We start from the raw sequence: 7370 nt of genomic DNA on the forward strand, positions 1-7370 counted from the left end.
CGCTCTGCGTCCTCTTTGTGGCGCTCCGCGTCACACAGCGGTTCTGTAGTGATGTTTGTTCACGGCTCAAGCCACCTTTTCGCCCCTCGGCGACTGACTTTGAAGGATCAAAGTAAGCAAAATCCCGGCTCCGTTTCCGGCCCGACTTCGCCCTGTCACTTGCGTCGCACTCTGCGTCGTCAGTGATATCGCGGCGAAGAAGCGCTTTGTTTATGTGCAGTGAATGCGGGACAGGCATGACGTTGCGCGGCAGCTTGGTTGTGACGTAGAGCATCACGGATGCATGCCAATGCGGGCATTGGCACGATCCGTCAAAGACAGGCTTTGTGAGCAAGCGAAGAGGCCGTTACAGTCAACGAACAAACAACTGAACAGGTTACCTCGATCAGGCCACCATTCCGGCCTTGATACCCCTGATGCGCGTGTTGATGTCATCCGCCACATCGTTCTGTTTGTCCTTGAGCGCGTCCTGGACTTTCTGGTCGATTGCCAGTTGGTCCTGAGGTGCCATTGCGTCGTAGTCTTTCTGGCTGACGCCGGTCAGCTTCTCGCGCACTTTCTCTTCGGCTGTCTGCTTCAGAGAGTCCATAAATTTCTGTTCTACCGAACCCGTCGATGCAACATCGTTGGCGCTGGTGGTGTTAGCCACTGAGCCGATGACGCCGTTGTCGCGATCAGCCGTCTTTTCCGACAGTGACGTATCACCGGCAGACTTGAGGTTGATCATCATCCGTGCGAAGGATTCGTTGTAACCGCTGTTGTCCTGCTTGCTGTCCTGCGATGTCGAATTGCTGGTTTGCGCAACGACCGGTGCCGTGCCTGAATTCAGGCCAGCGGCGGCGACCGTGCTGAAAGCGTCCTGAGACACCTCATCGACGGTCTTGCGCCCAACCACAGCCCGGGAAACAAGCTGCTCAAGCGCACTCGTGCCAATAATCATCTTTCACCTCCTGATGAACATGATGCGCAGGTTCAAAAGCAAGTCTGGTGCCAAGTACGCACTATGGCGCTAACCTGTTGATTTTTATGGTAACACTAAAAATGCACGGTGGTTGATACCGTCAATAATCGGATAAGCCTTGCCCTGTGCGGCAAGTCTTCGCCGGAAAAACGTGTTCTTCAGACTGCCGCACGACCCGCACTGATCACCAGTTGCTCAATCGGCAAGGGCGCCGAAAAGTAGTAGCCCTGGGCCTGGGTCGCGCCAATCTCGCGCAGCAGTTCCAGCGTTTCCAGGTCTTCGACGCCTTCGGCAACCACGGTCAGGTCAAGTGACTCGGCCATGCGCACGATAGCGCGAACGATCGCCCGGCTGCGCACGCTGGAGGCCAGGCCGAAGATAAATGATTTGTCGATCTTCAGACCGCTGAAATGATACTGATGCACGTAGCTGAGGGACGAGAACCCCGCGCCGAAATCGTCCAGCATCACCGACATACCCTGCTCGGCCAGTTGTTTCATCGACAGGCGCGCCTTCGGTAAGCTCAAGACACAGACGCCCGGGCGCGACATTGTGCTCGGCGAGCATCGCCAGTACTTCGGCGGCGAATGCCGGGCGGGTGATGCTGTAACTGGAGCAGTTCACATGCACCGGCGGCCAATGGCCGTTCTCGGGTTGCGCGAGAATGGTGATGACCCGCTTGAGCATGTAGAGGTCCAGACGACCTATCAGGCGCAACCCCTCAAGCGCTGGCAAAAAACTTTCCGGCGCGATGATTCGCCCGTCGGGCATGCGCCAGCGAATCAGTGCTTCCAGCGCCAGCAGGTCACCGGTATTGACACAGACCACTGGCTGAAAATAAGGGATCAGTTGATCGGTGCGTTTCAGTGCCGTGCGCAACGCGCCTTCCTGCTCGACCTGATCGGAGACCTCACGGCGCAGCGCTTGATTGAACACTGCAAAGCTGTCACGGCCGCCATTCTTGACTCGGTACATGGCCGTGTCGGCATCGCGCAGCAGGTCCGCCGGCTCCTGATGAAACTGGCTGTCGGCACCCACCACACCGATGCTGCACGAAGAAAAAATCGTGTGGTCGTCAATCACGAACGGCTGCTCGAACGCCGTCAGTATTCGCTGGGCGATGTCCGTGCCGGTCTGCAACGGCGTATCGATGCTCAACACTGCAAATTCGTCGCCACCCAGGCGGGCCAGCAGGTCCTCTTCGCGCATGCAACTGCGCAACCGCTCGGCAGCCTGAATCAGCAGGATATCGCCGCAATGATGGCCAAGGCTGTCATTGATCATCTTGAAGCGATCCAGATCGATGAACATGACAACCAGTTGCCGGCCGTTTCGGCAGAAGTCCTGCCATGCCTGTCGCAGACGATGTTGCAACTGACTGCGGTTGGGCAAACCGGTCAACGAGTCGTGGGAGTTCTCGTGTTGCAACCTGGCATTGGCCTGATCCAGCTCGCGGGTCCGGTCGCGAACCCGGGCCTCGAGCAGTACGTTGGCGGTGTGAATCGCTTCGGCGGCGCTGCGGCGGGACAACGCCGTGTCGATATGGCGGGACACAAAGGTCAGCAGTTCCTGATCGCGCAGGGTGTAGCTGACATCCTTGGAGTAACTCTGCACCACCAGTACGCCACGCACCTGCCCGCTGTCGAACAAGGGAATGCCCAGCCAGGAAGACGATCGACCGGAGTCTCTCTGCACTTCGATTTCCCCGAGGCTTTCCAGCCTGCGGGCGTCTTCGTAATCGATCAGGCACGGTCGCTGCTGGCCGATCACGTATTCGGTAAAGCCACGTTGCCCGCGCCGTGAGCGCGGTGGTGTGTGCTGGTGTTCGTCGATGTAGTACGGAAAGGTCACTTCGCCGGTGGCGCCGTCGTAGAGCGCGATGTAGAAGTTGAGCGCCACCAGCAGTTCGCCGACAATCATGTGCAGGCTACGAAACAGTTCGTTCATGTCACCGGGTTGGCTGGACAGCGCAGCGATCTGGAACAGGGCGCTTTGCAAGTGCTCGGCGCGCTCGCGATCCTTCACTTCCTGGCGCAACGCGTCGTTGGCGGCCGACAGCTGTTGCGTGCGCAGCGCCACGATCTGCTCCAGGTCCGTGCGGCGCAACAGGCGGTCCAGCGCCATTGCCACGTGCCGCGAGACCACGGCAAACAAGGCGCGGTCCTGAGCGCTGTAGACCCGGGACACGTCGTAGACCTGCATCGCCACCATGCCGAACACTTCATCCGAAGCGTTCTTCAAGGGCGCACCCATCCAGAACTCGGGGAGACGTCCCACACAGAAAAAACGTCCGTCAACCTTCGCCTGCTCGATACAGGACGCGTTGAGAAACATGGGCTGACCGCTGCTCAGGACATACCCGGTCAGCGAGATTCGATCGGTATTGATGAACTCGAACGCTTCGTGCGCCATCGCCTCGTCGTCAAAACGATCGATGTAATACGGATAGGTGATCTTGCCGCTCTGCTGATCGTAAAGCGCCACGTAAAAGTTCTCGGCATCGATCAGCGTGCCTAATTGCTCATGAATGCACCGTAAAAATGCACCGCGATCAAGGGTCGAACTGGCCAGAAGGCTGATTTCATAGAGCACTCGCTGAGTGTTCTGCGCCCTGATCAATGCCGTCGTCTGCAGCAGTGAACCCAGGCTGGCAGCCAGCTCCACCAGCAGCGGATGATCTTTATCGGCGATGGGCGCCAGCAACCAACCCAGCACGCCCTCGCCCTGGCCGGCGACTCGGCAATGAAGCTGCAAATGATTACAGAAGGTATCAAAATCTTCAGCGGCGATGTGCGCGGGCCAGACGACCTTGTCGTCGCCCTGCCCCAGCAGGCATTTCAGCTCACCGGCGGCGTAGGCCGCCCAGGCAATGTCTGGCATCTGCTCGTGTGCGGCGCTCATCAGCGCGGCGATGGAGCCATGACTGGCAAACGTATCGTGGCTGGCGGCCGGAGTGGAGCCAGCATCGGAGTTGGATGCGCAAGCGACGCTAGGACACAGGCCTGTAGCCAGATGTGAGACTGTCATGAAAACACCAGATACATGAGCCAACGGCGGTCATGTGAAAACCCCATGACCAAAAGTTACAAGTGTGTCGGGGCATTGTTGCAAAGTTCATACCTTTTTGGCAGATTTCTTGACTCTCCAGCGGCAGGTATAGGGTGCCTATGTGACGTGCGGCACTGTTCAATCGCACTATCGGGCCGCAGTACTGGTCAGATTCAAGCATGTCGCGAGGTTCAAAGGGAAAATCAGCGAAGCTCTACTACGCTGACCTGCGATGTAAAACTCATCTATCCATCAAACAGGTGACACTCATGGTCAAGGCTTACAGCTACGCAGCGCAATCTGCCCAGGACGTGCTCCTGCCGTATCAGTTCGAGCGCCGCACGCCAGGCGACGATGATGTGCAGATCGACATTCTCTACTGTGGCGTGTGCCACTCCGATCTGCATACTGCGCGCAATGAATGGCACAACACACTTTATCCTTCGGTCCCGGGCCACGAAATCGTCGGTCGGGTGACTGCGGTGGGCGCCAGCGTCAAGCAGTTCAAGGTCGGCGACCTCGCCGGTGTCGGCTGCATGGTCGACAGCTGCCAGCAATGTGCCTCCTGTGCCGAGGGCGACGAGCAGTACTGCGAGAGCGGTTTTACCGGTACTTACAACGGCCCGGTATTCGGCGGTGAAAATACCTTGGGCGGCTACTCCGACAAGATCGTGGTCAAGGAGAAGTTCGTTCTGCGCATCTCCCATGACGATAATCTGGCCGCTGTCGCGCCACTGCTGTGCGCGGGCATCACCACGTACTCACCACTGCGGCACTGGAAAGTCGGGCCGGGCACTAAAGTCGGCATCGTCGGGCTCGGCGGCCTGGGCCATATGGGCGTCAAGATTGCCCACGCAATGGGTGCCCATGTGGTGCTGTTCACCACCTCGCCCGACAAACGCGAAGACGGTTTGCGCCTGGGTGCAGACGAAGTGATCGTGTCCCGAGACCCTGCGCAGATGGCAACACAGGTCAACAGCCTGGACTTCATTCTCAACACGGTCGCAGCACCCCACGACCTGGATGCCTTTCTGTCGCTGCTCAAGCGCGATGGCACCATGACGCTGGTCGGTGCCCCGGCAGAACCGCACCCGTCGCCCGCCGTCTTCAACCTGATCTTCAAGCGCCGCAGCCTGGCCGGTTCGTTGATCGGCGGCATTCAGGAAACCCAGGAAATGCTGGATTTCTGCGCCGAGCACGGCATTGTTTCAGACATTGAAGTGATCGACATGCAGTACATCAATGACGCTTACGAGCGGATGCTCAAGGGCGACGTGAAGTATCGTTTCGTCATTGATATGGCCAGCCTCAAGCAGGAAGTGTCTGCCGACTCGAACGCGGCGTAACGTACCGCGCGGCTTATCGCAGGAGCAGGCCTGTCGCCAAGGATGGCAAGGCGTTCTGAAAACATGCCGTACGTCGCAATACGGGAACTGTTTTCTGGCAATGACCCACTGACGTCCATACTCCTTGCAAGGAGATGGTACTGAGACAACCTCCCGCTTTTACGATGCATTCAGCCCATTTCAATGCGCTGCATGCTCGGTCCCGCCAAAAATATGATTTTTTTATTACAACTTAGTGACTATTGTTGACTGCCCTTGGCTCTCAAGTTCACAAAGTCCTTGCAGATATTGATGGCAACGGACGTTCAACAGGTGAACGAATTATGAAACAACGAGCGACAGTCATCTGCAAACGTGACGGCCAAGTGCTTTACGTACGCAAACCGAAATCCCGCTGGGCTTTGCCCGGCGGCAAGATTGAAGCTGGGGAAACACCTTTCCAGGCTGCCGTGCGCGAGCTTTGCGAAGAAACCGGTCTGGAAAATCTCGACCTGTTGTACCTGGCGGTGTACGAGAAAGGCGAAGTCACGCACTACGTGTTCACCACTCAGGTTCCTGCCTCCAGCGAGCCTTCACCGCAGAACGAGATTTCGGCCTGCAAATGGCTTGCGCCCAACAATCTCGGTGACCTGAAGGCCAGTAGCGCGACCAAGACCATCGTCAAGTCTTATGGCCGCCAGGCTGAAGGCGGTTTAGTCAGCGCCAACTAGAACAGCCATGGTGCATGGGTGATCATGACGATCGGGTTGAACGGTATAGCCTGATGCTGTTCTGAGACAGCAGACGGTTCATTACTTCCCCCCCGTCTCAGGAGATCCCCATGACTCAGACCGCCCTGGTTGTAGGCGCAAGTGGCATTGTCGGTAGCGCAATCACGCAGTTGTTGCTGGAAAACGATTGGCAGGTTGCCGCCCTCTCCCGCAGTCCATCGACCCGGCCCGGCGTGATCCCCGTCGCGGCAGACCTGCAGAACCCAGCGTCCGTCACTGCGGCGCTGGCCGATCTGCGGCCCACCCATATTTTCATCACCACCTGGTCACGCCAGGCTACGGAGGCGGAGAACATCCGCGTCAACGCCGCAATGGTGCGCAATGTGCTGGACGCTGTACGGCCTGCTGGCAGCGTGAAGCATGTGGCGCTGGTCACCGGGCTCAAGCATTACCTCGGCCCGTTCGAGGCCTACGGCAAGGGCACTTTGCCGCAGACACCGTTCAGGGAGTCGCAGCCGCGCCTTGAGGTCGAGAATTTCTATTATGCGCAAGAAGATGAGGTGTACGCCGCGGCTGAAAAAGACGGGTTCACCTGGAGCGTGCACCGTCCGCACACCGTGACAGGCGTCGCCGTCGGCAACGCAATGAACATGGCAACCACCCTGGCTGTTTATGCGTCGATCTGCAAAGCTACGGGCCGGCCTTTCGTGTTTCCTGGCTCGCGCGTTCAGTGGGACAGCCTGACGGACATGACCGATGCGCGCCAGTTGGCCCATCAGCAGTTGTGGGCCGCGACGACCCCGGCAGCGGCCAATCAGGCATTCAACATCACCAATGGCGACGTGTTCCGCTGGAGCTGGATGTGGGGGCAGATCGCCGGTTACTTCGGCCTGGAACCGGCAGACTTTCCAAGCCAGCCTGCGCTGCTGGAAACCCAGATGGCAGATGATCAGACAGCCTGGACCCGCATCGCCCATGAGCATCAACTCAAGGAAAGCGACATCAACCGGCTGATCTCACCGTGGCATACCGACGCCGACCTTGGCCGGCCGATCGAAGTGGTCACCGACATGTCGAAAAGCCGCAAGCTGGGCTTTACTGCGTTTCAGGCAAGTGATGATGCGTTTTTCGAGGTGTTTGAAACGCTGCGCCGTGATCGACTGATTCCCTGAGGGGCATGACGCTTCCTGCGATTCAGCGGTATCTGTTTACGATTCAAGGCACCTTTTCGCCCCTCGACGACTGACTTTGAAGGATCAAAGTAAGCAAAATCCCGGCTCCGTTTCCGGCCCGACTTCGTCGGGT

4 protein-coding genes and 1 pseudogene are annotated in these 7370 nt (G+C 58.2%); 3 read left to right on the top strand and 2 right to left on the bottom strand.

Features of this window, described 5'->3' with window-relative positions; genetic code table 11:
• Positions 1-385: 385 nt before the first annotated feature.
• Together DW49_RS0123150 and DW49_RS01000000128795 are read right to left on the bottom strand one after the other, a co-directional pair.
• The gene (locus DW49_RS0123150) at positions 386-940 is read right to left on the bottom strand and encodes a hypothetical protein (protein ID WP_005617901.1); all 555 of its coding nucleotides are present in this window, start codon (positions 938-940) and stop codon (positions 386-388) included.
• 179 nt (positions 941-1119) lie between these two features.
• A pseudogene (locus DW49_RS01000000128795) lies at positions 1120-3988 on the bottom strand (bifunctional diguanylate cyclase/phosphodiesterase).
• A gap of 290 nt (positions 3989-4278) precedes the next feature.
• Between DW49_RS01000000128795 and DW49_RS0123160 the strand changes: the two are divergent.
• The 3 genes from DW49_RS0123160 (at position 4279) to DW49_RS0123170 (ending at position 7237) form a co-directional block, all read left to right on the top strand.
• Entirely contained in the window at positions 4279-5355 is a 1077-nt protein-coding gene (locus DW49_RS0123160) for an NAD(P)-dependent alcohol dehydrogenase (RefSeq protein ID WP_005617899.1), read from the top strand.
• Positions 5356-5678: 323 nt separating this feature from the next.
• A complete protein-coding gene (locus tag DW49_RS0123165) occupies positions 5679-6065 on the top strand; it encodes an NUDIX hydrolase (protein WP_005617896.1) in 387 nt (128 codons plus the stop codon).
• Positions 6066-6175: 110 nt separating this feature from the next.
• On the top strand, positions 6176-7237 hold the full coding sequence (locus DW49_RS0123170; protein WP_005617893.1) for an SDR family oxidoreductase: 1062 nt from the start codon (positions 6176-6178) through the stop codon (positions 7235-7237).
• Positions 7238-7370: the final 133 nt, after the last annotated feature.

The sequence above is a fragment of the Pseudomonas avellanae BPIC 631 genome (genome assembly GCF_000444135.1).
Lineage (GTDB): Bacteria > Pseudomonadota > Gammaproteobacteria > Pseudomonadales > Pseudomonadaceae > Aquipseudomonas > Aquipseudomonas avellanae.